This is a genomic window from Modicisalibacter muralis, from assembly GCF_900102945.1.
GTDB lineage: Bacteria > Pseudomonadota > Gammaproteobacteria > Pseudomonadales > Halomonadaceae > Modicisalibacter > Modicisalibacter muralis.
Map to the genome: position 1 here is coordinate 267,407 of NZ_FNGI01000003.1, position 21,952 is coordinate 289,358.

Sequence of the window (21,952 nt, forward strand, 5' to 3'; positions counted from 1 at the left end):
CGCCTGGCTCAGCGCTTGAAATTGAGCATCCGCTCCAGCGGCTTGAGCGCACGTTGACGCAGGAGCTCGTCGACGAACACCTCGCCACTGTGATCGCGCAGCGCGCCGGCCAGATTGTCGAGCGCGTTCATCGCCATCCACGGACAGTGGGCGCAGCTCTTGCAGGTCGCGCCGTTGCCGGCGGTAGGCGCTTCGAACAGCGTCTTGTCGGGCACCGCCTGCTGCATCTTGAAGAAGATGCCACGATCGGTGGCGACGATCAGCTTGCCATGGGGCAGCGTTTTCGCCGCATTGATCAACTGCGAGGTGGAGCCCACCACGTCGGCGATCTCTACCACGCTGGCCGGCGACTCCGGATGCACCAGTACCGCGGCGTCGGGATACAGCGCCTTGAGGTCGTCGATGCCCCTGGCCTTGAATTCCTCGTGGACGATGCAGGCGCCGTCCCACAGCAGCATGTCGGCGCCGGTTTTCTGTTGGATATAGCCACCCAGGTGCTTGTCCGGCGCCCAGAGGATCTTTTCGCCACGCGCCTGCAGGGTCTCGATCACATCGACGGCGATGGAAGACGTCACCACCCAGTCGGCGCGCGCCTTCACCGCCGCCGAGGTATTGGCGTAGACCACCACGGTTCGGTCAGGGTGTGCATCGCAGAAGGCGCTGAACTCGTCGACCGGGCAGCCGACATCCAGCGAGCAGGTCGCCTCGAGCGTGGGCATCAATACGCGCTTTTCGGGCGAAAGGATCTTGGCGGTCTCACCCATGAAGCGCACACCGGCGACCACCAGGGTCGAGGCCTCGTGTCGCGCGCCGAAGCGGGCCATTTCCAGGGAATCCGCCACGCAACCGCCGGTTTCCTCGGCGAGTTGTTGAATGGCGTCGTCGGTATAGTAATGCGCCACCAGCACGGCGTTACGCTCATGCAGCAGACGCTTGATCTCATCGATGCGCGCTTCGTCCTCGGCGGGAATCCGCGTCGGGCAATAAGCGCGAGCCAAGTGCTCTCGCACCAGGGCGTGGGAAGTCATGGTCGTCATCGTGTCTACCACTGCGACAGGCAGGGGCTCCCCCTGCGGTTACCACAAGCGCCCGAGTTCGATCGCTTCGATCTCCGACGCACCTGCTGGCATGATACTGCGCGACGCATGCGCTGCACAGCCTTGCCATATAATGGGACAGTAACACGCCGCCACCGATCCATCGCCATGGATCGGGGAATGCCCTGAAAGCAAAGCGCCCTCGCATCGATAATGCGAGGGCGCTTCACGAAAAGCATTGGTGGGTCGTGTAGGATTCGAACCTACGACCAATTGGTTAAAAGCCAACTGCTCTACCAACTGAGCTAACGACCCATCGCCGACCCTCGGACCTCCCATGATCGGGAGATGGTGGGTCGTGTAGGATTCGAACCTACGACCAATTGGTTAAAAGCCAACTGCTCTACCAACTGAGCTAACGACCCTCCGACAGGGCGCACATAATACTGACAGCACCCTAACCTGACAAGGATTTTTCGGCACCACACGCGTCGCGAAATGCCCGTTTGCCGCCTGTCGGTATCCGCTCAGTGCGACGCGATCATCGCGGTCAGATCCTCGGCGACCAATGGCAGTACCTCGAACCAGGAGAGGTATGGCGTGCCGCCCGTGCCATTGACCAGCACGCTGAACGAACCCCAGCGCCCGCTCTCGGTGCGAAAATAGCCGCCCAGCGCGCGCACCGAGATCGGCTGATTGAGCGTGCCGGTCTTGAGCATCACATGGCTCTGGAAAAGGTCGCTGCCACGGCGGATGAAGGTCATCGGCCCGTTGACCGGCAACTGCATGCCGGCGACGAAGGTCGGGAACAGCGCCGGGCGATGATACATCGCCTCGAGCAGCGCATTGACACCCTGCGCCGAGGTGCGGTTTTCGGGCGTCAGGCCACTGCCGCTAAGCAGGGTCAACGGCCCATGACCCGGCAACCCACGGGCGAAGCGCTCGAGTTCGGCACCGGCCTGGGGCAGTGTCGCGCGTGGCGACTCGACCAGGTCCAGGGCAAGCATGTCGGCCATGAAGTTGTTCGAGTAATTGAGCGTGCGCAGCAACAGCTCCTGCAGCGGCTTGCCATCCACCGCGGCTAGCTGGCGCGCGCTGGCCGGTGGGCGCGTGTCGCTGGTCGTGGCGCCGCCGGCGACTTCGATGCCGGCATCCTCGAGCATGGCGAGCAGCGTCTGCGCCGTCTGTCGGGCAGGGTCGGAGCTGGCGCGATAGATGCCTCGCGGGTAGGTTCCCAGGGCGATCTGACCACGCACGATCATGGTGTCGCCTTGCGCGTCGGTAACACGCTCGGCACTAAGCGAGGTCGGGCCACCGCGGGTGGTCGTGGTGACCCGGTTATCGACACGCATGGAGGGCGTGACGGTATCGCAACTGCGAACCCGCGCCTCGGCACCGGCTTGCCTGCCCGGCACCACCTTCAGGCACCAGCTACCGTAGTTGACCCCCGCCGACGAGAGCAGCGCGCTGTAGGCGTTGTCGCTGCGCGTGCGCGATTTACAGCGGTCGGTGGTAATGCACTTGACCGGACCGAAGCGCCATTGGCTGATCACCAGTTGACCGTCGATACGCGTGACATCATGCATGCGCAAACGCTGAATCAGGCGCCACAGGTCCTCTGAAACCAGCGCCGGGTCGCCGCCGCCAACGAACACCAGATCACCTTGTAGAACGCCCTGAGCATCGATAACGCCGGTGGTAACCAGCTGCGTGGAAAAGCGATGCTGCGGCCCCCACTGATCGAGTGCCGCCGCCGCGACATAAAGCTTGGAGACCGAGGCCGGCGACAATTGACGTTGCGGAGCGATGGCACCCAATACCTCGCCGGTGTCGAGCAACTGTGCCTTGGCACTGATCAGAAAGCCTTTTTCGGCAAGGCTCGAGACATGCTCGAAGCCGGCGGCAAGAGTCTTGAGAGGCGCAGCAATCAGCAAACCGGCGGCAAATAGTGCGGCGAACGGGCGTAGCATGATGGATGATCCCAATAATGACAGTGCCCCTAGACTAGTGGGCCGACACGCTTGAGAAAACCTGTATCACGACTACGCCACCAATAATCATTGCCAGGCCCGCTACCGCCGGCAGATCGAGCTTCTCGCCGAAGGCCACCACGCCGATCAGCGTCACCAGCACGATGCCCAGCCCAGCCCAGAAGGCATAGGCAATGCCCACCGGAATCGTGCGCAACACCAGCGTCAACATATAGAAGGCCACCGCGTAGCCCACCACCACCACCACGCTGGGCCAGAAGCGGGTGAACTCCTGAGAGGCTTTCAGTGCGCTGGTGCCCAATACTTCGGCAACGATCGCCACGAACAGATAAACGTATGCCATCAGCCACCTCCCTGCGCCAGCCGGCGGCGCATCCACACGTCGAATAGGGTATTGAAGACCAGCGCATAAACCATGAAAAACAGCATGAAGCCCAGATCCAGCCAGAAGGCCTCGATGAGTCCCATGTCCAGCCACCAGGCGACACCGGGCAGCGTCATGACCAGCAGGCCGACCTCGAAGCCCAGCGATTGGGCGATACGCTGCATCAAGCTACGCTTGCGCGTCGGCACCCAATGGTCGAACAGTCGATTCCAGACCAGGTTCCAGAGCATGGCAAACGTCGCCAGCACGACCGTCAACATGCCCATCTGAGCGATCCCATGACCGGTCAGCCAGCTCGCCAACGGCGTTGCCATTAGCAAACCGCCGGCTTCGAACAGCGTCGTGTGCAGCAGGCGCTCACCCCAGCTACGCATTTTTAGCTCCGATTAAGCAGATGAAATAGAGACCTGCCCGCATTCTAGCCGCTATATTGATGGGAACGAGTTAATACCCATCAGGAAAGCAGATAGCTCAATGCACTGGAATCTCGATCAACTGGCCTGTCTGCTGGCAGCCGCCGAGCACGGCTCCTTCTCGGCGGCGGCGCGCAAGCTGGGCAAGGCGCAGTCGGCGGTCAGCACCGCCATCGCGCATCTCGAAGTCGATCTGGGTCTGACGCTGTTCGAGCGCAGCGGGCGCACCCCGACGCTGACTGCCGCCGGCGCCGCAATGGTCTCGGAAGCCAGGGAGATCCTGCGCCAGTGCGATCAACTTCAGGGGCGAGCCCTGGCGCTAGCCAGTGGCGAGGAGCCGCGCCTGACTCTGGCGGTGGACGAAGCGCTGCCCTACCCGCCGTTGATAGACACCCTGCTGGCCCTGGCGGAGCGCTGGCCAGCGCTGGAGCTGTCGCTGCTCAACGGCGCGCAGGCGGAGATTCCCCACTGGGTCGATGACGGCACCGCCGATCTCGGCGTGCTGTTCAGCCAGCCGACCCTGCCGGCCACCCTGGCGGTGCGCCAGATCGCCCGCCTGTCGCAGACCGTGATCGTGGCCGCCAGTCACTCCCTGGCGCGTCGGCCAACGGTACGCCTCTCGACGCTCAGCCGCTATCGCCAACTGGTGGTGGCCTCGCCCTTGGGCGGCAATCGCCAGGTGCGCCTGTCACCCAGGGTGTGGCAGCTCAACAGCTACTACGCCATCGCCGAACTGGTCGCCCAGGGCATCGGCTGGGCGCTGGTGCCCGAGCATATCGCCGCCTACCCGATGTACCGCGAACTGCTGCGCAGGTTGACCATCAGCGAACTCCCCGACCCGCCCAGCGTCGGTGTCGAGCTGGTGCATCGCCGTGCCGGCGCGCAGGGGCCTATCGCACGCTGGCTGCAGGATGAACTCAGCGCCCGGCTTTCACGCTAGGGCTATTCTGGTAACAGGGACGGGCAGTGCGGTAGAGCGACCGTCAGTCGCCATAGCGCTTGCCCGCTCAGGTGATATTTGCGCTCGAAGGGGCTGAGATACGCGTTCGTCGGCTCGTGTTCGAGAATGGCCGCGCGCAGGCCGGTAGCCTGCTCGACCGCCAGCGCGAATTCCTCGACATACAATCGCCAGTTGGAGCGCAGTTCGAGCCGCCCGCCCAGCGCCAGAATCGTCGGGAACACCGGGTGGCCGTGCCAGCGCATCTTGAGATGCGACGCCTTGGGATAGGGGTTGGGATATAACAGATAATGCTGCAGCGGCCGCCAGCCGGCCTCCAGCGCCAGGCGCCAGAAATCGACCAGATCGGCGCGCACCAGCAACGCGTTGTCGGACAGCGTGCCGTGATCGCGAGACAGCCGGTCGGCGCTGCGGTCGATGCCGATGACCGCGCAATCGGGATGGCGCTCGGCCAGGCAGCGCGTCGACAGCCCCACCCCGCAACCGGCATCGAGGATCAACGGTGCCTGACGCGCGGCCAGCCAGGCATCGGCCTCGACGAACGCCGCGCGTGTGTGTTCGGCGACCGGCTTGCGTAGCGGATGCTCCAACGCCCGCGCGACGCGACGCGACACGTCGTCATGGGGTCCGGTCTGGTTGGTAACGATGGAGCGAGACGTGGCATGCATACGGCGATGGGCAATCAATGGCATGGCTAATGAGCGGCCAGTCTATCAGCTTGCCTTCATGGCATGGCAATCTCTCTCACCCGCCCGCATGACGGAGCTGTGGACCGGGTGCTATCATCGCGCACCAGATTCGATTCGCCATAGTCGCTGCCGGCCCGGCGAGCGCTCGCTTACTCGGCCATGCAGGACTCGATGACGCGTAAAGACTTAACAGCAGCGAGGGACGCGGCTTGTCACAGTTACCGGTGATTGTCGGCATGGGCGGTGTCAACGCCGCTGGCAGAACCTCGGGCCACCAGGCGTTTCGGCGCACGGTGCTCGATGCCTTGCCCGTGGAAGACCAGACACGGACCCTGATCGGCCTGGCGGCCATGATGCAAATAGTCGTTCGCCAGGAGGACGGCAGTTGGCTGGATACTGACGGCAATCGCTTGATGGATAACGAGGTCGCGATTCGCTATCGCCAGCGGATTCTCGATCACACCTTGATCCGACGCATCGAGAAAGCGCATTTCGATGTCGACGGCATTGCCGCCAATCGCCACGCTCAGCTCAATCTCGACGCCCCACTGGTCTTTCACACTCGTCGACGCCAACTGCCCGAGCCGCTGCCCGCCAACTGGCAGGTACGCGAACTCGACCGCCGCCAGGTGGAAGTCAGCGTGCCGGCCGGCGCACTCGACGTGCTGTTGCCCGAGCGCCGCCCGGCGCCGGTTCGCGCCGCCGGACAACTGCCCAGCGGCTTCGAGCCCAGCCTGCTGTATCGCAGCGTGCACCATCCGCGTGGGCTGTCGATGGCGGTGTTCGGCGCCAGCGACTGCCTGGGCCAAAGCGGGCTGGACTGGAACACGCTACACGACCGCCTCGATCCCGATCAGATCGGCGTTTATGCTGGCAACTCCATCGGTCAGCTCGACGAACAGGGCTGGGGCGGTCTGCTCAGGTGTTTCGTTTCCGGCAGCCGCGCCACCTCCAAACAGATGCCGCTGGGCTACGGTCAGATGCCGGCCGATTTTCTCAATGCCTATGTGCTGGGCAGCGTCGGCTCGACCGGCGCGGTGCAGGGCGCGTGCGCCAGCTTTCTCTACAATTTGCGCCAGGGCATCGAGGACATCGCCAGTGGACGCTGTCGCGTGGTGATGGTCGGCACCAGCGATGCACCGGTGACCCCGGAGATCATCGAAGGCTTCCGCGCCATGGGTGCGCTGGCCGATGACGATAGCCTCAAGGCATTGGACGCACTGAGCCTGCTGACCGATGCCGATTACCAACGCGCTTGCCGACCCTTCGCGCGCAACTGCGGCTTCACCATCGCCGAGGCCAGCCAGTTTATCTTGTTGATGGACGACAGCCTGGCACTGGAAACCGGCGCGCAGATTCTCGGCTCGGTGCCCGGCGTGTTCGTCAATGCCGATGGCTGGAAGCGCTCGATCTCGGCGCCGGGTATCGGCAATTACATTACGCTTGGCAAGGCGGTGGCGCTGGCTCGCGACATGCTCGGTGAACAAGCCGTGCGCGAGCGCAGCTTCGTGCATGCGCATGGCACCAGCACACCCAAGAATCGCATTACCGAATCCCACGTACTGGATTGCATCGCTCGCGCCAACGGCATCGAGTCCTGGCCGACAGTCGCCGCCAAGGCCTTCGTCGGCCATTCTCAGGGCAGCGCCGCCGGCGATCAGTTGACCAGTGCACTGGGCAGCTTCGCGCATGGGCTACTGCCGGGTATTCCAACCCTCGACGCGGTAGCCGATGACGTGCATGACGAACGTCTCAAGCTGTTTCGCGAGCCGCTGGCCTTCGACGCCGATGCGGCCTTCATCAATGCCAAGGGCTTCGGCGGCAACAACGCCACCGGCCTGCTGCTGTCGCCCAAGATCACTGAGCGGCTATTGATCCAGCGTCACGGGCAGGCCGCCGTCAGCGACTGGAAACGGCGCCGCGAGGCGACCATCGCCGCCAGCGAGACCTACCAGCGACATGCCGACGACGCGCATTTTGCAGTCATTTATCGCTTCGGTGAAGGCGTGCTCGAAGGCCCGGAATTGCAAATCGACGCCCATGACATCCATATTCCCGGCTATGCGCGGCCAGTCTCGCTGGCGGTGGATAACCCGTTCGGCCGGCTCGACGAAACACCGGACCCAGAATAGCCGACACCACGCATGCTGCGGCAAATGCCATCGCGCTTTATTGTCGCTATGCGAGGCTTCGAGTACCCTGATTGCCCGGCTCCACGAGCCGGCAATGCGATCCGATCCGGCATAGGACGCGCCCATGAACACCGTGGTTTACCCCGGCACTTTCGACCCCATTACCAATGGCCATTACGACCTGATCGAGCGCGCCGCGCGCATCTTCGATACGGTAGTGGTGGCCGTCGCGGAGAGCCCTGGCAAGCAGCCGACGCTGGATATCGACACCCGCGTCGCGCTGATTCGCGAGGTGACTCAGGATCTCGGCAACATCGAGGTCACCGGCTTCAGTTGCCTGCTGACCGAGTTGCTCGATCAACAGGGCGCTCGGATCATCCTGCGCGGCCTGCGTGCGGTCTCCGACTTCGAGTACGAACTGCAACTGGCCAATATGAACCGCGCCCAGGCACCGCATGTCGAAAGCCTGTTTCTGACTCCGGCGGTCGAGAATTCCTACATTTCCGCCACCATCGTGCGCGAGATCGCACGCCTGGGCGGTGATATCAGCCGGCTCGTGCATCCACGGGTCGCCGACGCGCTACGCGCGCATTATCATTTGGATAAACCTTCAGGCCAGTGATGGTCGCTCATCACGTAGCGAGGATTCGAACCATGGCCCTGATCATTACCGACGAGTGCATCAACTGCGACGTCTGTGAACCCGAATGCCCCAACGGCGCCATCTCCGCCGGGGAAGAAATCTATGTCATCGATCCCAACCTGTGTACCGAGTGCGTCGGGCATTTCGACGAGCCGCAGTGCCAACAGGTCTGCCCGGTGGACTGCATTCCGCTCGATCCCGAGCGTGAGGAAACCCGCGAGGAGTTGATGCAGAAATATCACCTCATCACTGCGGCGTGAGGCCACTGGGTTTTAGTGCAACCATTGAGAAGCCCCTGCGGGGGCTTCTGCATTTCCAGCCTCGTTCGAATCCCACTTACCGCTAAGGCGACCCAGTGCCCACCAACTCGCGTTCCCCCTTCCAGCGCGTCTGGATACTCGCCTGGCCGATCATCCTGTCGAACATCACCGTGCCCCTGCTGGGGCTGGTCGACACCGCCGTGGTCGGCCACCTGCCCGATTCGCGCTATCTGGCCGGGGTGACATTGGGCGCGACGCTGTTCGGCTTTCTGTACTGGGGCTTCGGTTTCCTGCGCATGGGCACCACCGGGCTGACCTCACAGGCGGTGGGTCGCGAGGACGACGGCGCGGTGCGCAACCTGCTCGGCCAGTCGCTGCTGATGGCAGGGATGATCGGCGCGCTGCTGATCATATTTTCCGGGCCGCTGGTCGCATTGGGCCTGTGGCTGCTCGACGGTAGCCGGGAGGCCACCCGGCTGGCCGGCGAATACGCCGGAATACGGATTCTCTCGGCGCCGGCGGTGCTCGCCAATTACGCCATTCTCGGCTGGTTTCTGGGTCAGCAGAACAGCCGCGTAACGCTTGCGATCATGGTGCTGACCAACAGCGTCAATATCGTGCTCGACCTGGTGTTCGTGGTCGGCCTGGGCATGACCGTCGACGGCGTGGCCTGGGCCACGGTAATCGCCGACTACAGTGCGTTGGCGTTGGGGCTGTGGCTGGTACGGCGCCAGCTCGAGTGGCTCGAAGGGCGCTTCCTGCGTGAACGGTTGCTGCGCATCAAGGCATATGCCGAGTTGTTCCAGGTCAATGCCCACCTGTTCGTGCGCACCCTGGGGCTGTTGTTCGCGACGGCTTTCTTCACCGCGCAGGGGGCGGGTCAGGGCGATGTGATTCTCGCCGCCAATGCCGTCCTGCTGCAGTTCATCATGCTCACCTCCTATGGGCTGGATGGCTTCGCACATGCCGTCGAGGCGCTTACCGGGCGCGCCATCGGGCGTCGCGACTGGCAGGAATTCGGCGCGTCGGTGGGCGCGGCGACGCGCCTCTCGCTGCTCACCGCCGGGGCCGCGATGCTGATCTTCGCGCTGGGTGGTAACGCGCTAATCGCCTTGCTCACCGATCTGGCGGCGGTGCGCGAGGCCGCCGCCGTCTATCTGCCCTGGATGGTGCTGATGCCGGCGCTGGCGGTATGGAGCTATCTGCTCGACGGCGTCTTCATCGGCGCCACCGCGACCCGCGAAATGCGCAATAGCATCTTCATCGGCCTGGCCATCTACCTGCCCGCCTGGTGGCTGACCCAGCGCCTGGGTCTGGGCAATCATGGCCTGTGGCTGGCCTTTTGCTTGTTCACATTGGTGCGCTCGATGACCCTCGGCGCCTATTACCTGCACTACCGGCGTCACCGCTGGCGCTTCAGCGCTCGTTAGCCCGTCACCGCAGAACGATACGCGCCGCCATCGCGCGCCAAAATATGGTAAACCTGAGCTTTATGCCCAACTCAATGGATCGCGACCCGACATGACGCCAGACGATCTCCCCCGCCAGCACGAATTGACCATGACCGTGCTGATGACCCCCGACATGGCCAACTTCAGCGGCAAGGTACACGGCGGCGCCATCCTCAAGAAGCTCGACGAGGTCGCTTACGCCTGCGCCAGCCGCTACTCGGGCAGCTACGTGGTAACGCTGTCGGTGGACCAGGTGCTGTTCAAGCAACCGATCAACGTCGGCGAGTTGGTCACCTTCCTAGCCTCGGTCAATCATGTCGGCAGCTCGTCGATGGAGATCGGAATCAAGGTGATCGCCGAGTCGATCCAGGAAAAGGTCATCCGCCATACCATCAGTTGTTACCTGACCATGGTCGCAGTGGACGAACAGGGCCGCCCTGCACGAGTACCACCGCTGCAACTCGAAACGCCAGTGCAGAAGCTGCGCTTCGAACAGGCGGCGCTGCGCAAGAAGCTACGCAAGCAGGCCGAGGAGGAGTCGCGTCGCACTCACCGCAATCACTTCGCCGAAAAGCCGCGCTGATATGCAGCAGTTGCGTCTTGCGTCACGCCCGCAAGGCGAATTGCGCAACGAGCATTTCGCGCTCGTCGAGACACCGGCGCCAAGGCGCGATTCGGCCGCGCTGCTGCTACGGCCACGTTATATCAGCGTCGACCCCTACATGCGCACGCGGATGCGGGCCGAGGGCTACGACTATATCGAACGCTGGGACGCCGGCAGCGTGCTCTCCGGCTGGAGCTTGGCCGAGGTCGAGCACAGCCGCCACCCCGCTTGGCAACGCGGCGACTGGGCGATCGGCCATCTGCCCATGCAGACGCTCGTCGCTCACGATGGCACGGCGCTGCGCTGCCAGCCGCCCGGCGACCCGCCGCTGGCCTTCATGCACCCGCTGGGCATGACCGGCTTTACCGCCTGGCTGGGCATGTGCGTGCTGGGTAAACCGGGGCCGACCGATACGGTGCTGGTATCGGCTGCCGCCGGCGCGGTGGGCTCGATCGCCGCGCAGCTGGCGCGCAACGCCGGCGCACGGGTGATCGTCACCGCCGGGCGCGCCGACAAGCGTGACTGGCTGCGCAGCCTGGACTTTGCCACGGTTCTCGATCATCGCCGCGAGGATTTCGCCGAACGCCTGGCCGAAGCCGCTCCGCAGGGCATCACGCTGAACTTCGAGAGCGTCGGCGGCGGTGTTTTCGCTGCCGCTAACGATGTCATGCGCACCGGCGGGCGGGTGGTGGTGTGCGGTTTGATCAGTCAATATCAGCAGGCCGACCCGCGACGCGCACCACCCAACATGGCGCTGCTCGGCGAGCGCGGGGTCGCGGTGATACCGTTCGTAGCGCCGCACTTCAGCCAGCGCTACGCAGACTTTCTGGCCGAGACGACGCCACGCGTTACGCACGGCGAACTGCACTGGCGGCTGGATGTCGTGCAGGGCGGTCTGGCCGCGCTACCCGAGGCATTGATCGGTCTGCTGGCCGGCGCCAATCTCGGCAAGCGGATCGTGGCACTCTAAGGCTCTGCCCGAAAAGTCGGCGAGCGACGATCAAACAAGGCAAAAATCGGCGAAAAGACGGAGTTTACTGAAGTAAATGAGTATTTCGAGCCGATTTTTAACGCCGTATGGTTGAGCGCAGGCAGTTTTCAGGCAGAGCCTTGGACGGGGCGAGGAGTACGACAGATGCAACGGGAAACGCGTAGGCCGTCACGCAAGACTACCGGCGAAGCCCTCGCCAGGGGGGAGGAACCGCTACCGCAGTTGTCATATCGCAACCGCTCGCCGCGCGGCGAGCGACTGCAACTCGGCTGGGACCTGCTGATCATCGTGCTGGTTATCGCCAACCTGGCACTGCTGCTGTTCGATAGCCTGTTCCTGATACCGCCCTTGAACAACGCCTTCGAAGCGCTGGCACCGGGTCTCTACGCCGCCTATGACACGACGATTCACGCCAACTTTCTGGCCATCGACCTGGCCTTCGTCGCGGTATTCGTTTTCGACGTACTGCTTGGCTGGTCGGTGGCGATTGCCGAACGGCGTTACCACCGCTGGTTCTTCTACCCCTTCGTGCACTGGTATGACGTGATCGGCTGTATCCCGCTGGCCGGCCTGCGCTGGCTGCGCGTGCTGCGCGTGATTTCACTGCTATATCGCCTGCAGCGCCTGGAACTGATCGACGTAAGGCGCTGGTATCTGTACGGCGTGCTGGCCAAGTATTACACCATCGCGCTGGAAGAACTCTCCGACCGGGTGGCGATCCGCCTGCTGGGCAGCGTTCAGGATGAAATTCGCCACAGCGACGTCTTTTCGCGGCGTATCGCCGATGAGGTCGTAGCGCCGCGCAAGCAGCAACTGGTGCAGGAGATCACCCAGCGCCTGGAGACGTCGCTGAGTGGTGTGTACGCCGACAATCGCGCGCTTATCGCCCGCTACATCAGTGCTCTGGTCGGGCGTACCATGCACGAAAGCCACGAAATCCAACGTCTGCGTCGCTTGCCCTTCGGCAGCCAACTGGCCAATGCCATGGATCAGACGCTGAGCGACATCGCCGGCAAACTGGTCCAGGAAGCCGTCGCTGGGCTACGCTCCCCGGAGTTCAGCTCGCTGCTCGAGCGCCTCGCCGACAGCGGCTTCGACGCCCTGGTCGCGACCGATACGCGCAGCGAACGCATCACCGAGCAGGTGCTGATCGACGTGCTGGAGATCCTCAAGGAGCAGGTCGCCACCAAGCGCTGGCAGGACCGGTACGATTGAACCGTCAGCCCTGCATCTCGAGTATCGTATACGGCGCCTCGCAGGCATGGCGTTCGTCACGCTCGTCGATCGAACCCAGCCCCATATGGCGGTCATTGTCGTAGGCAACGAATAGCCGCTTGCTGTCGATCACCGCCAGGCCCTCGGCCTTGTGCTCGAACTCCAGCGGTCGTCCCTGCTCGTCGCCGACCAGTTGCGGCGCGTGGCCGGCGGCGAAGTCTTCCAGCGAGATTGCCCACAGATAGCCGCCGATGCGCTCGACACCCCCATCTTCGGTCTCAAAGCTGGTCAGCAGGTAAAGGCGCTCGTTGAAGGGATCGTATTCCAGGCTCGACAAGCCGCAAACATGGCGCACGCCGTCATGGCGGCCCGGATCGAAGTCATAAAGGCTGCGCAACTCATCGAGGAACGTCAGGTTGCCGTTGGCATTGACGCGATAATGCGCTCCCACCACCCGACAGACATAGTCAAAATCGTCATGCGCGTTGCCCTGCTCGCGCACCCCAAACAGCAGTAGACCATCGCCGCGCTCGCCGGGAATCGACGCCAAGCCCTCGATCTTGTAATAGGACGTACCGATGGCGCCATCCAGCTTGTTACGCAACTCCAGCGAGCCTTCGATGCCATCGCGGGGATCGGGGTCGACGACGCGAACGTTATGCGGCTCGCCCAGCGGCCAGATCAGGAAGTGGTTATAGGCATTCAGATCGTGACTGACATCATCGATGCGATCGAAGCCGGTCGTCGCCAGTACGTGCCGACCATCCACGGTCAGCGCGAAATCCTCGTATTTGGTGGCGCGTGCGATGGCCCCGTCAGTGAAATATTCCAGAGTGGAGTCGTCGGGCAGCCCACTGCTGTCGATACTCACCGCGAACACCGCTGAACGCCCGGCGCCGGGAATTGGTTTATCGCTGGCCAAAATCAGCCGCGAGCCATCGAAGACCACGGCCGAAACCTCGGCATTGGCCAGTTTACCCCGTTCATCGCGCAAACCGGCCGGAAAACAATGTAGCGTGCCATGAGAAAGCACTTTAGCCTGGGTCATGACGGATTCCTCGTAAACGGGTTCATGATCAACCTGAGGGCCGTCACCAATGAATGCAAGTCACGCAGCTACAGCGTTCGCCAGGGCGTGCTCGGCGCGCCTTCCAGGGCCGTGGCGATCGTCTCCAAGGCATGGGACAGCGCGGCACGATCGCGCGCCGCGCCAGTGCACAGCCTGATCGCCTGAGGCGCGGGTTCGCTACCCACGCAGAACGGCTCGGCGCTGGTCACCCGCACGCGCTGGCGCTCGAGCTGCTCGAGCAGGGCCGCCGCGCGCCAACCCGCCGGCAGTTCCAGCCACAGATGAAAGCCATGCGGTCGCCCGCGCGGCGCGAAGGCCGCCAGCCGCTCGCAGGCCATGCGCTGGCGCGCGGCGAGTTCTTCGAGTTGCCAGGCCAGCAGCTTCGCGGCAGCGCCGCTTTCGATCCAGCGACACGCCGCCTCGACCATCAACGGTGGCACCATCCAGCTCTGCGCGCGCTGCGGGATCGCTAACCGCTCGCGGAGTGCCGGCGGCGCTCGCAAGGTACCGATACGCAGCCCGCCGGCGATCACCTTCGAGGTGCTGAACAGGTAAATCGTACGCTCCGGGGCCAGCCGGTAGAGTGGCGTGCCACGCTCCTCGGCCGGCAGGTACTGCACACCGTCTTCGACGATCCAGAAATCGTATGCGCGAGCCAGCTCGACGAGCCGCTCACGGCGCGCTTCGGGCAGGCAGGCGCCGGTAGGGTTGTTCTGATCCGGCGTGACGTAAACCAGCCGTGGCGGCTGCTGGGCGCACAGCCGGGCCAGCGCCTCGACATCCATGCTGTGATCGTCGAGCGGCACGCGTAACGCCTTGAGGTGCAATTGCTGGGCGGCGTTGATCAGCCCCGGATAGGTCAGCGCGCCGGCAGCAATTCGCTCACCGGGCTGGGTCAGCGTCTGCAGCGCCAGATAGATGCCGTGCTGACCGCCCTGGGTGACCACCAGTTCCTCGGCATCGACCGGCATACCCAATCGCGTCATCCACCTCGCCAGGGCCTCGCGATGCCGGGGCATGCCCTGTTCGGGCTGATAATTCACCGCTTGCGTCAGCGCTGCGGGGTCGCGGCCGATCGCGTTTAGCACCTCGCCCAGCGCGAGTGGGCGATCGGGATGGGGTGGCGCCAGACTCAGGCTGAGATCGACGATATCGGTGTCGCCGCCAGCGGCGATCTGGTGGAAGGCCAAGGCCGGCGACTCGGCGCCACGTACGTAGGTGCCACTGCCGACCCGCGCCTCGACCAGTCCGCGCCGCTCGACTTCAGCGTAGGCGCGGGTCACCGTGCCCACGGTGACGCCAAGGGCATCGGCCAGCCGCCGCTGGGGCGGTAGGCGAGCGCCTGCGTTCAGTTCACCCCTGGCGATGGCATCGGCGACGGCATCGGCGAGCAGGCGATAACGCGTGCCGGATGCCGGTAGTGCTGGAACCCATATTGTCATGGTGACAATAAACTCATTGACGGCCTTGTTAGGTACATTATGCTGCAATCAGTGAAACATTCCAGCCTTTAAACAAATATTGTATGGGCACAATACAATGGAAGGATTGGCCTTTCTGGGTCCCGCGGCGCTGTACATGATTTCGATGACCATCACGCCGGGGCCCAACAACCTGATGCTCACGGCATCCGGCGCCAACTATGGTTACTGGCGCACGCTGCCGCACATTCTCGGCATCATGTTCGGCTGCCTGGTGTTGTTTTCGGCCATCGCGCTGGGCCTGGGTTTGTTGTTCGAACGCTATCCGCTGTTCCAGATGGCGCTCAAGATAGCCGGTAGCGCCTACCTGCTCTACCTGGCCTGGAAGATCGCCAGCGCACCACCGCCGGATCTGAGCGTGCGGGGTACCGGGCGGCCACTGACGTTCTGGCAGGCCGCCGCCTTCCAGTTCGCCAACCCCAAGGCCTGGGTGATGGGTCTGGCCTTGATGGCGGGTTTCCTGCCCGCCGGGGGCAATACCTGGTGGAACGCCCTGATGCTGGCCGGCTTCGCCGAGTTGATCGCGCTGCCTTGCATCTCGCTATGGGCAGGTTTCGGCATGGCGATCGCCCGCTACATCCGCAGCCCACGCAGCTGGCGTATCTTCAACGTCGGCATGGGCGCGATGACCGCCGCCTGCGTGGTTTTCATTCTCGGCTGATAGTCATCGGCGATAAGGCCGGGCTTCGTGATTACGAGAAAAGTCTTAAGCCCGGCCAGGATTCGCCGATACAATGGGTTACCTATCCAGGTTTGCAGTACCGGGGCTTCCGCCATGGCGTCAAGCGAGTCTACTCGTACCACCGTACTGTTCGCCCGTCAGCCGATCTACGATCGCCAGCGAGGGCTCGTCGGTTGCGAACTGCTGTTTCGACCCTGCCCCGACACCAATGCGTGCAGCATGCCGTTCGATGGCGATATCGCGACGCTGCAGGTCATGATCAGTGCCTTCACCGAGACCAATATCCGTGAGGTTTGCGAACATACCCCGGCCTATATCAATTTCACCGCCAGCACGCTGAAGACGGAACTGCCCTTCTCGCCAAACGATATGGTCGTCGAGATTCTCGAAACGGTCGAGGCGGACGCTGAGGTCATCGCCGCGATTCGGCGCTGCCAGGCCCAGGGCTACCGAATCGCGCTAGACGATTACCGCCTGAAGGATATCGACCACCCGCTGCTGCCCTTCGCCGATATCGTCAAGCTCGACTATCCCCATTTCGATACCATCGAGTTGACACGGCTAGTCGTTGCGCTGAGGCAGGCCTCCCCCCGCCTGCTGATTCTCGCCGAGAAAATCGAGACCCATGAGGATTTCCTGTGTTGCCTCGAGGCCGGTTGCGACCTTTTCCAGGGTTATTTCCTGGCGCGGCCGGCGCCGGTGCAGGGCCAGCACATGCCACAGAGCCGGCTTTCGGTCATGCAGTTGCTGGCCAAGCTCAACCACCCCGATGTCAGTATTCGCGAACTGACCGACATCGTCCAGCGCGATCCCTTCATGAGCGTCAGGCTGATGAAAATGGCCGATAGTGCCTATTATCGGCGCGCTCACGACATCACCTCGGTACAGATGGCCGTGACGCTGATCGGCCAGCGTCGAATTCGCAACCTGGCCAGCATGCTGGCGCTGACCAAGCTGGACGACAAGCCCCACGCCCTGCAAAAGCTGGCATTGATACGCGGTTATCTGTGTGAGGAACTCGCCGAGCACCTACCCGACAGGCCGACATCGGGCTTCACGGTGGGCCTGTTTTCCTGTCTGGATGCCTTTTTCGATCTCCCGCTCGATACCATTCTCGATGACATTCCGCTGCACGACAGCATCAAGCAGGCCATTCTCGCGCACAGCGGTTCCATCGGGCTGATTCTGTCGACGGTGCTGCATCTGGAACGCTGTGAACTGGACACTCTCGACTGGCCCGCGCTGGGCGCGCTCGGCATTACCCCCGAACGGCTAAGTCACGCCCAGCAGCACGCTATCGAAATCACCAATACACAGTGGTAGTGCAATTGGCTGGCACTTCATCGCCCGGGTATCAGCCGCAGTTCAACTCGGTGATTCGTCCACTGGCATCGAGGTGGATATTCAAACGGTCATGACGGTAATCCATGGTGTAGGCCTGCCCCGGTCGAATCACTCGTACGCGCCCGGCATCGCTCTGGGCGGCAATCGTCTGCTCGAGCGTCGCGCTGTAGGGCTCGCCGCGATACGCCTGCACCTGCGCCGCGCCACACTCACCGCCACTCGACTGGGGCATGGGTGGCGGCCGTGGCGGCTCCTCCGGCGGTGGTGTCGCCGAACAGGCGGCGAGCAGGCCGGCCGTCAACAGACCCAACGCATATCCTTTGATCATCGTGCTTCTCCTGTATTTGACCGACGTTATTGGTTCGGCGTCTGGACGCGGCCTTTGCCGATCCTCTAAGGTGCTGAAATGTGGAGCCTCGCGTTCAGTGTGACTAGTCTCAATAGACGCCGGGCTTAACCAATCGACGCCGCTCGGTAGGTAGCTCACGAGCCAATCTCACGTTTCAAGACATCGCACAGAGGATGAAATCTTATGGTCAGGTTTGGCAAGCTATTCGGCGTCATGATTGGCGCGGCATTGACGATGAGCCATGTGGTGGCGTCCGAGCCAGGTTCAGTCAAGACCAAGTCGGCGGAACCGATCAGCGTGGCATCGAAGATCGATACCGAAGGCGCGCTACTCGGCAACATGATCGTCGAGGTGCTGGAGCACGCCGGTTACAAGGTTGAGGACAAGCTACAGTTGGGCCCGACCAATATCGTGCGCACCGCGCTGCTGGCCGGTGAAATCGATATCTACCCCGAGTACACCGGTAACGGTGCCTTCTTCTCCAACACTGCCGATGACCCGGCATGGAAAGACCCCCAGAAAGGCTACGAAAAAATCCGCCAGTGGGATCTTGAGCAAAACGACCTGGTATGGCTGACGCCGGCGCCCGCTAATAACACCTGGGCGATCGCCGTGCGCCAAGACGTTGCCAACGAGCACGACCTGGCGACCATGGCCGATTTCGGCGAATGGGTCAGCGGCGGCGGCGACGTCAAGCTCGCCGGCTCGGCCGAATTCGTCGAGAGCCCGGCGGCCTTGCCAAGCTTCCAGGAGGCTTACGACTTCACGCTCGGCCAGGACCAGTTGCTGGTACTCTCGGGCGGCAACACCGCCGCGACCATTCGCGCCGCCGCCGAAGGCACCAGCGGCACCAACGCGGCAATGGTCTACGCCACCGACGGTGCCATCCAGCCCGCCGGATTGAAGGTCATGGACGATACCAAGAACGTGCAGATGGTCTACGAGCCGGCGCCGGTGATCCGCAAGCCGGTACTCGATGCCAATCCCGAGATCGCCAAGCTGCTCGAGCCCGTCTTCGAGTCGCTGGACCGCGAGACACTACAGGAACTCAACAGCCGCATTCAGGTGCAGGGGTTCCCCGCCAGCAAGGTCGCGAAAACCTATCTGCAGGAACAGGGTTTCCTGAAATAACGGCGACGCCTGGTGACCTTTCCCAGCTCGCTCGATGACCGCGCGAACACCGCCGGTATCGTTGCCAACCGGGTATTGACGACCCTGCTGGTGGCGGCGTTGATCGGCGCCGTCGTGCTGCCGTTCGCCGCCATGGCGCCCAACCGGCTGGTTTCCGGCCAGGCGATTAGTGTCATCGAAGCGCTGCTGCCCTGGCAGTGGAGCGGGCTTGGCGGCCTGGCGCTGGCATTGGCGCTGTGCGCCCTGCGCCGACCGCTGCCGCCCCGGCGAGCCCATCTGCTGGTGCTGGTGCTGGCCCCGCTGTGGCTACTGCTGGTGGCTTATGGTCTTGGCGACTACGCCCATCGTGCGCTGCAAGACGCCTCCCCGGCGGCCCGGGTTTCCCAAAGCGCAGCCTTTTGGGTGCTGGTGTTCTGCCCCACGCTGATGATCGTCGACGCCCTGCAACGGCTGCACGCCGGGCTGGCGCTACGCAGCGCCTACGCGCTGCCGGTCCTCGTTGGATTGGCGGCGCTGTTTGCCGGCGGGACGTTCGATGCGCTGTCGATCATGCGCGAATATGCCAACAACCGCGGCACCTTCGCCGCCGAGTTCAGGATGCATTTGCTGCTGGTGGGCTCGGCGCTGGGGCCGGCGCTGCTAATCGGCCTGCCGCTCGGCCTGCTGGCCTACCGCCGCCCCGGCGTGCGCGGCCCGTTGTTCGCCACGCTCAACTTCTTCCAGACCGTACCCTCCATCGCACTGTTCGCGCTGCTGGTCGCCCCGTTGTCGGCACTCAGCGATGCCTTCCCCTTGCTGGACGCGCTGGGCGTGAGCGGGATTGGCGCCACCCCGGCGATCATCGCCCTAATCATGTATTCGCTGCTGCCGATCGTGCGCAATACCTATGCCGGTTTTGCCGGGGTCGCGCCGGCCACCATCGAGGCCGCGCGCGGCATGGGCATGACGCCGCGCCAACTGCTGTGGCGAGTCGAGCTACCGCTGGCACTGCCAGTGATCCTCTCAGGGCTACGCATCGTTACCGTGCAGGCTATCGGGCTGACCGCAGTGGCGGCGCTGATCGGTGCCGGCGGATTGGGCGCCTTCATCTTCCAGGGCCTCGGCCAATACGCCATCGACCTGGTGCTGCTTGGCGCGGTACCGACCATCGCCCTGGCAGTGGTCGCCGATTTCGTGCTGCAGATACTCGTCGCCCTGAGCAGACCGGCGGGGGCGCGCTGATGCATTTCGACACGCTGATGAATTCAGGCAGGAACCATGATTGAACTCGAAGGCCTGACCAAGACCTACGCCGGCAAGGATGTCGTACAGGACGTCTCGCTGCGGGTGGAGAGTGGCGAGTTCGGCGTGCTGATCGGCCCTTCGGGCTGCGGCAAGTCGACCACCTTGCGGATGATCAATCGATTGATTCCGCTGACCCGTGGGCGGATCATCCTCGGCGACGAGGATGTAACCCAACTGCCGCCCGAGCAACTGCGCCGGCGTATCGGATACGCCATTCAGTCGATCGGGCTGTTTCCTCACTGGACGGTGGCCGAGAACATCGCCGTGGTGCCCGGGCTGCTCAAGTGGGCGAAATCGCGTAGCGATGCGCGCGTCGACGAACTGCTGAACCTCTTTCACCTCGATGCCGGCGAGTTTCGCGACAAGTACCCGCACCAGCTCTCCGGCGGCCAGGCGCAGCGCGTCGGGGTAGCGCGTGCGTTGGCGGCGGACCCCGAAGTCCTGCTGATGGACGAGCCATTCGGCGCCGTAGACCCGATCACCCGCGAGGTACTGCAAAACGAGATGCTGCGCGTCCACGCGCAGACCCGCAAGACCATCGTGTTCGTCACCCATGACATGGATGAAGCGCTGAAACTGGCCTCGCGCATCGCCATTCTCAATGCCGGGCGGCTGGTTCAGTACGATCGCCCCATCGAGCTATTGACCCAACCCGCCGATGATTTCGTCAACGACTTCATCGGCAAGGCGGACCTGGGCCTCAAGCTGCTCTCGCGCCGCTGGGTGCACCAGTATCAGCGACAGGCTCCGCTATTCGATGACACGACCGCGCAAAGCACCGGCAATCAGCACGCCTGGGAAGTGGATGCCCAGCGCCACCCGATTCGCTTGCATGGCGGGCGTCTGGACGGCGACGGCACTCGCCAACGCACCGAGGTCAACGCCGAGTGGGTCGCCACCGCTGAGATGCCCATGAAGGAGGCGCTATCGCGCATGGTGTGGTTTCGGGTCATGGCGTTGCCGGTAATCGATGCGGAGGGTCGCTTGATCGGCGAAGTGACCATGCATGGCGTTATGGGGCGTCAGCCGTGAAGGCATTGGCATTGCGCGCGCCGGTTGCGCAGCGTACCTGGCTGCTGGTAGCGCTTGGTGCCCTGCTGGTGGCGCTGACGCTTTTCATGCCGGCGCTCGAGCCACTCTTTCGCGCGGCCTTTCCCGAACTCAATAACCCGGTCTATCAGCGCGAGAGCTTTCTGCAACTGACCCTCGATCATGTGACGCTGGTGCTGGTGTCGTCGCTGATTTCTGTCAGTGTCGGGGTGGGCGCCGGGCTGTTCGTGACCCGCCGCGCGGGCCGCGAATTCGAGCCGATGGTGTCGTCGTTGGCCGCCATCGGCCAAACCTTTCCACCCGTCGCGGTGCTGGCCATCGTCGTGCCGCTGGCCGGTTTCGGCTTCGTGCCGACCATCGTCGCGCTGACACTCTACGGCTTGCTGCCGGTGGTGCAGAACACCATCGCCGGGCTGGGCACCGTGCCGCCCAATACGCTGGAAGCCGCGCGCGGCACAGGCATGAGCAGCATGCAGATTCTATGGCGTGTCGAACTGCCGCTGGCGATGCGCGTGATCATCGCCGGGGTACGCGTCTCGGTCATCATCAATATCGGTACCGCGACGATTGGCTCGACAGTGGGCGCACAGAGTCTCGGCACACCGATTATCGCCGGACTGGTGGGCAGCAATATCGCTTACGTGATTCAGGGGGCGGCGCTGGTGGGGTTGCTGGCGATCGTCACCGATCTGCTGTTCGAGCGCCTGGAGCGACGCTTCACCTTCGGCGGCTGACGGCGAAAGGCGAGAGCAAGAAAAAACGATAGCGCCGCCCGGCCGGAGCCGGGCGGTAA

The 21,952-nt window shown here is 63.5% G+C and carries 22 protein-coding genes and 2 tRNA genes; 14 read left to right on the forward strand and 10 right to left on the reverse strand.

Annotation, left to right across the window (positions count from 1 at the left end; all coding sequences use genetic code 11):
• Positions 1-8 precede the first annotated feature (8 nt).
• From nadA to BLR92_RS08330, 6 genes are all read right to left on the reverse strand, one after another.
• On the reverse strand, positions 9-1,037 hold the full coding sequence (gene nadA / locus BLR92_RS08305) for a quinolinate synthase NadA (protein ID WP_089727432.1): 1,029 nt from the start codon (positions 1,035-1,037) through the stop codon (positions 9-11).
• A gap of 239 nt (positions 1,038-1,276) precedes the next feature.
• Positions 1,277-1,352, reverse strand: a tRNA-Lys gene (locus tag BLR92_RS08310).
• A 34-nt stretch (positions 1,353-1,386) separates the two neighbouring features.
• Positions 1,387-1,462 (reverse strand) — tRNA-Lys (locus tag BLR92_RS08315).
• Between the two features lie 102 nt (positions 1,463-1,564).
• Positions 1,565-3,007: a D-alanyl-D-alanine carboxypeptidase/D-alanyl-D-alanine endopeptidase gene (gene dacB / locus BLR92_RS08320; protein ID WP_089727434.1), complete on the reverse strand. Its 1,443-nt coding sequence runs from the start codon at positions 3,005-3,007 to the stop codon at positions 1,565-1,567.
• Between the two features lie 34 nt (positions 3,008-3,041).
• Complete coding sequence (locus BLR92_RS08325; protein ID WP_175488760.1) at positions 3,042-3,374, reverse strand: DMT family transporter; 333 nt, start codon at positions 3,372-3,374, stop codon at positions 3,042-3,044.
• Positions 3,371-3,787, reverse strand: a complete 417-nt coding sequence (locus BLR92_RS08330; RefSeq protein WP_089727438.1) for a PACE efflux transporter — start codon at positions 3,785-3,787, stop codon at positions 3,371-3,373. Before BLR92_RS08330 ends, BLR92_RS08325 begins: the two co-directional genes overlap by 4 nt.
• A 100-nt stretch (positions 3,788-3,887) precedes the next feature.
• Here BLR92_RS08330 and BLR92_RS08335 point away from each other — a divergent pair, with 100 nt between their 5' ends.
• Positions 3,888-4,766 (forward strand): LysR family transcriptional regulator, encoded by an 879-nt coding sequence (locus tag BLR92_RS08335; protein ID WP_089727440.1) that lies wholly within the window; start codon positions 3,888-3,890, stop codon positions 4,764-4,766.
• 2 nt (positions 4,767-4,768) lie between these two features.
• Here the strand turns inward: BLR92_RS08335 and trmB are convergent, their stop codons facing one another.
• A complete protein-coding gene (gene trmB, locus BLR92_RS08340; RefSeq protein ID WP_089727525.1) occupies positions 4,769-5,452 on the reverse strand; it encodes a tRNA (guanine(46)-N(7))-methyltransferase TrmB in 684 nt (227 codons plus the stop codon).
• A 257-nt stretch (positions 5,453-5,709) separates the two neighbouring features.
• Between trmB and BLR92_RS08345 the strand changes: the two genes are divergently transcribed.
• The 7 genes from BLR92_RS08345 (at position 5,710) to BLR92_RS08375 (ending at position 12,769) form a co-directional block, all read left to right on the forward strand.
• Positions 5,710-7,605, forward strand: coding sequence for a beta-ketoacyl synthase N-terminal-like domain-containing protein (locus BLR92_RS08345; RefSeq protein WP_089727442.1), 1,896 nt, complete (start codon positions 5,710-5,712; stop codon positions 7,603-7,605).
• 124 nt (positions 7,606-7,729) lie between these two features.
• Entirely contained in the window at positions 7,730-8,227 is a 498-nt protein-coding gene (coaD, locus tag BLR92_RS08350) for a pantetheine-phosphate adenylyltransferase (RefSeq protein WP_089727444.1), read from the forward strand.
• A 32-nt stretch (positions 8,228-8,259) separates the two neighbouring features.
• Positions 8,260-8,508: a YfhL family 4Fe-4S dicluster ferredoxin gene (locus BLR92_RS08355; RefSeq protein ID WP_089727446.1), complete on the forward strand. Its 249-nt coding sequence runs from the start codon at positions 8,260-8,262 to the stop codon at positions 8,506-8,508.
• A gap of 95 nt (positions 8,509-8,603) precedes the next feature.
• Positions 8,604-9,938, forward strand: coding sequence for an MATE family efflux transporter (locus BLR92_RS08360; RefSeq protein WP_089727448.1), 1,335 nt, complete (start codon positions 8,604-8,606; stop codon positions 9,936-9,938).
• Between the two features lie 91 nt (positions 9,939-10,029).
• Positions 10,030-10,542, forward strand: a complete 513-nt coding sequence (locus tag BLR92_RS08365) for an acyl-CoA thioesterase (RefSeq protein ID WP_089727450.1) — start codon at positions 10,030-10,032, stop codon at positions 10,540-10,542.
• A gap of 1 nt (position 10,543) precedes the next feature.
• Entirely contained in the window at positions 10,544-11,533 is a 990-nt protein-coding gene (locus BLR92_RS08370) for an MDR family NADP-dependent oxidoreductase (RefSeq protein ID WP_089727452.1), read from the forward strand.
• 165 nt (positions 11,534-11,698) lie between these two features.
• Positions 11,699-12,769 carry an ion transporter gene (locus BLR92_RS08375; RefSeq protein WP_245704143.1) on the forward strand — a complete coding sequence of 357 codons (1,071 nt, stop codon included), beginning with the start codon at positions 11,699-11,701 and terminating at the stop codon, positions 12,767-12,769.
• Between the two features lie 4 nt (positions 12,770-12,773).
• Here the strand turns inward: BLR92_RS08375 and BLR92_RS08380 are convergent, their stop codons facing one another.
• Positions 12,774-13,817 carry a hypothetical protein gene (locus tag BLR92_RS08380; RefSeq protein ID WP_089727454.1) on the reverse strand — a complete coding sequence of 348 codons (1,044 nt, stop codon included), beginning with the start codon at positions 13,815-13,817 and terminating at the stop codon, positions 12,774-12,776.
• Between the two features lie 68 nt (positions 13,818-13,885).
• Entirely contained in the window at positions 13,886-15,280 is a 1,395-nt protein-coding gene (locus tag BLR92_RS08385; RefSeq protein ID WP_089727456.1) for an aminotransferase-like domain-containing protein, read from the reverse strand.
• Between the two features lie 97 nt (positions 15,281-15,377).
• On the opposite strand from BLR92_RS08385, the gene BLR92_RS08390 reads away from it, so the two are divergent.
• Both BLR92_RS08390 and BLR92_RS08395 read left to right on the forward strand, forming a co-directional pair.
• Positions 15,378-15,980 (forward strand): LysE family translocator, encoded by a 603-nt coding sequence (locus BLR92_RS08390; protein WP_089727458.1) that lies wholly within the window; start codon positions 15,378-15,380, stop codon positions 15,978-15,980.
• Positions 15,981-16,094: 114 nt separating this feature from the next.
• The gene (locus BLR92_RS08395) at positions 16,095-17,324 is read left to right on the forward strand and encodes an EAL and HDOD domain-containing protein (protein ID WP_089727459.1); all 1,230 of its coding nucleotides are present in this window, start codon (positions 16,095-16,097) and stop codon (positions 17,322-17,324) included.
• Between the two features lie 31 nt (positions 17,325-17,355).
• On the opposite strand, the gene BLR92_RS08400 is transcribed toward BLR92_RS08395, so the two are convergent.
• Complete coding sequence (locus tag BLR92_RS08400; RefSeq protein WP_089727461.1) at positions 17,356-17,673, reverse strand: I78 family peptidase inhibitor; 318 nt, start codon at positions 17,671-17,673, stop codon at positions 17,356-17,358.
• A gap of 204 nt (positions 17,674-17,877) precedes the next feature.
• Here BLR92_RS08400 and osmF point away from each other — a divergent pair, with 204 nt between their 5' ends.
• From osmF to BLR92_RS08420, 4 genes are read left to right on the forward strand one after another with little or no spacing between them, the layout of a single operon-like run.
• Complete coding sequence (osmF, locus tag BLR92_RS08405) at positions 17,878-18,825, forward strand: glycine betaine ABC transporter substrate-binding protein OsmF (protein WP_217636554.1); 948 nt, start codon at positions 17,878-17,880, stop codon at positions 18,823-18,825.
• A 12-nt stretch (positions 18,826-18,837) separates the two neighbouring features.
• Positions 18,838-20,046, forward strand: coding sequence for an ABC transporter permease (locus tag BLR92_RS08410; protein ID WP_245704144.1), 1,209 nt, complete (start codon positions 18,838-18,840; stop codon positions 20,044-20,046).
• Positions 20,047-20,082: 36 nt separating this feature from the next.
• The gene (locus BLR92_RS08415) at positions 20,083-21,141 is read left to right on the forward strand and encodes an ABC transporter ATP-binding protein (protein WP_089727465.1); all 1,059 of its coding nucleotides are present in this window, start codon (positions 20,083-20,085) and stop codon (positions 21,139-21,141) included.
• The gene (locus tag BLR92_RS08420; RefSeq protein ID WP_340148216.1) at positions 21,138-21,893 is read left to right on the forward strand and encodes an ABC transporter permease; all 756 of its coding nucleotides are present in this window, start codon (positions 21,138-21,140) and stop codon (positions 21,891-21,893) included. The genes BLR92_RS08415 and BLR92_RS08420 overlap by 4 nt, the downstream gene beginning before the upstream one ends.
• Positions 21,894-21,952: the final 59 nt, after the last annotated feature.